Here is a 3,184-nt window from a genome sequence, read left to right as displayed (position 1 = left end):
TTGAAAACGTAGCTAACATTTATTGGTCTTTGGGTATTATAGAGACGGACCTAAAAAATTATGATCAAGCCGATGCCTATTATAAAAAAAGACTTACCCTTCTCACCGGCACAGGAGACCCGCATCAAATTGCAAATGCCAATAGGGTCTACGCAGGGTTTCTTCAAAGAATTAACAGCTATAAAGAGGCCATCCCATATTTGGAAGAGGCGTATGACTATTTTGAACAGTCCGATGCCGGTTCTAGCGGTATTTTGCTAGGAGTCACCAAAAGCCTTGCAGAATCTTACGGAAGAACCGGAGACTTTGAGCAAGCAGTCAAATTCTACAGACTATCATTGGTTCACCAAGATTCTCTGGAGGTCCGCAAGCAGAAAAGTCTTGCATTGGACCTGGAAGCCAAATATCAAACACAAAAAAGGGAGCAAGAAATTGCGCTATTAAAATCACAAAATGAACTTGCCGAACAGCAAAAAAGGAACCAGCGCAATCTTTTTTTGGGAGGACTAGGTTTAACATCTTTAGCAGGATTGTTTCTCTTTGTGCTTTATCGTAACCATCAAAAAACGAACAAAAAATTAAGAGAGCTGGATGTGGCCAAATCAAATTTCTTTGCCAATATATCCCATGAGCTGCGCACACCTTTGTCTTTGATACAGGGCCCGGTAGAACAGCAACTGGAGCGTGCAGGACTAAGCCAAGAAGATAGACGGAACCTGACCATTGCCAAAAAGAACACCCAACAGCTCGCCACTTTGGTCGACCAGTTGCTGGACCTATCTAAACTTAAGTCAGGTTTTTACAAACTGAATGTCAGCAAAGCATTATTGTCTACTTTTTTGAAATCCCAGGCAGAGTCGTTTCTGTTCAGCGCCCAAAAAAAGTCCCAACGCCTCCAAATTAAAATCTCCATAGATGAAAATCATTATTGGTTTGATACTGATATACTTCAGAAAGTTGTTGGTAATCTTATGGGCAATGCACTAAAATACAGTCCACAAAATGCCCAGATAAATTTTGAGGCGGAAATAGCACAGGGCAACCTCTCATTATCAGTAAAAAATACAGGTGTCTCACTAACAAAGAAAGAATTGAAGGAAATATTCAACCGGTTTCACCAAATTCACAGCAATAAAAGAGGCACAGGTATTGGACTGGCACTCACCAAAGAACTTGTCGAGTTGCACAAAGGGAACATTGAGGCCGAAAGCAGTGCCAATAGTGTTTCTTTTCATATAGAGATCCCAATTCTTGAGACCCAATACTCAAGCGAAGAAAAGAGGAAGGATTCTATACCAAAACCTTTGGAGGAAGCCTATCAAGAAAATATGGATACCGTTGAAGATGAAAGTAAAGCATCGATCATAGAAAGCAATGAGAGTCGGGACATTATATTGATTGTGGATGATAATGAAGATTTACGCTCCTATGTTTCCTCTATTTTTGATACTGAATTCAATATTGTTACGGCCGCTAATGGAAGCATAGGTTTTCAAAAAGCGCTGAAGCATGTACCCGATCTTATAATAACCGATCTGATGATGCCCGAGGAGGGCGGACTGAAATTGACCGAAAATTGTAAGACCAATGACACTACGTCCCACATTCCCATTCTAATGCTCACCGCCAAGGCCGGTGATGAGAATAGACTGGCAGGATTGGAAACAGGTGCCGATGCCTACCTGACCAAACCGTTCAACAACAAAATTTTAAAACAGACTGTAAAAAACTTATTGGAAAGTCGTAGAAAACTACAAGAGCGTTTTAGTCAAGAGGTCATTTTAACCCCAAAGGATATCTCCATCAGTTCTTATGATGAACGCTTCCTAGCATCTCTTCAAAATGTTTTGGACAATCATTTGGTGGCGTCAGACTTTAATTCAAAAGATTTTGCAAAAGCTTTGGGTATGAGCAGAATGCAACTGCACCGAAAGTTAAAAGCGCTCACGGGACAGACCACTACGGAATTTATTCGCGGCCAAAGGTTAAAATTGGCAGCTTCGCTACTACAAAAAAGTGATGTCAATATCTCTGAAATTGGCTATCAGGTCGGCTTTAACGATCATTCCTACTTTACAAAGTGTTTTAGGGAAACTTATGGAACCTCCCCCTCTGAATTCAGTAAAAACCAATCTTCTTAAGTCCTTTTCGGGCAAAGGTTTTCGTGCCCTGTTACATATTTCATAGGCTTTGATACATAATTCATAGCCCCTCCCCCCTCACACCATTATGTTTGCTCCAGAGTTGAATGATTAACACACAATAAATTCATTCAACCTTACCGATTGACTAACACAAAACACTTCATATCACCATGAAGAAAAAGAGGTATGAAGGCATACTTGATGAAGTTCCCCGATATGAGATCTATTTGAACGTGAACAAATTGGAAAAGGGAAAATACAAGCTAAAGATCATTAATAAAAATAACGTCATCAAAAGCACACATTTCTCTAAAGAATAGTCCAAGGAGGAAATAAAAATCAATAATGCAAACAAAAATTTTAACTCACCATCATTATGAAAGCAACAGTAAAAATGGCATTAATTACAATGTTAATGGGACTATGTGCGCTACATGCCCAAAAGCTGCCCAAGAAAACAAGTATTGACATTTCAAAGACCCAAAAAATAGACTTAAGCACCAAGACCATTGCCAAGCCCCAAAGAATAGAAGTTAAGAAATTTCAAGGCCTTAACGCAGAGCAAATTGCCAAACTTCCAGCAACGACCTATGATCGATCAGCCCTTTTGAAACTTAAATTCAACAAATCTTGGGAAATCAAACCTGGACGAATGACGGACAAGGATATGAAGGTAGTGTCATATTTTGGAAAATTTGAGCAGTCCCCCAGATACATCAGTGTGTATCCAGAAAACAAATATTATCCGCGAGTAAACAATGGAGCACCAGGGTTTCTTCCGGAAATGAGGTTTCTGGTTTTGCAATTCAATCCAGAGGCCGGACAAAGATACCGGATGATTATCAAACTTAAACCTGGGGAATACGGAAACAAAAAAGTGATGACCAATGTTACGGGAAAATATAATGAAACCTGGTTCATCAATAACCAATACGACGAAATCATGTTCGATTTTATTGGCGATAGCCGAGAAATAAAGATAAGCCCAATTATCGCAGGGGCAGAAAGCTATTATAGCAAATATGAACCATTGGAGATAG

At 39.7% G+C, this 3,184-nt stretch carries 2 protein-coding genes; both read left to right on the top strand.

Features of this window, described 5'->3' with window-relative positions:
• Positions 1-2,141 (top strand): helix-turn-helix domain-containing protein (locus AAC037_RS22525; protein WP_339905785.1); only part of this gene is annotated, 2,141 nt, incomplete at its 5' end.
• Positions 2,142-2,520: 379 nt separating this feature from the next.
• Positions 2,521-3,184: hypothetical protein (locus AAC037_RS22520; protein ID WP_339905783.1), on the top strand; the 664-nt coding region annotated here is incomplete at its 3' end.

It is taken from the genome of uncultured Cyclobacterium sp. (genome assembly GCF_963976465.1).
In the GTDB taxonomy this organism is placed as follows: Bacteria; Bacteroidota; Bacteroidia; order Cytophagales; family Cyclobacteriaceae; genus Cyclobacterium.
Note: the sequence above shows the minus strand (reverse complement) of the source record. Positions and strands in the feature narration are given on the sequence as shown.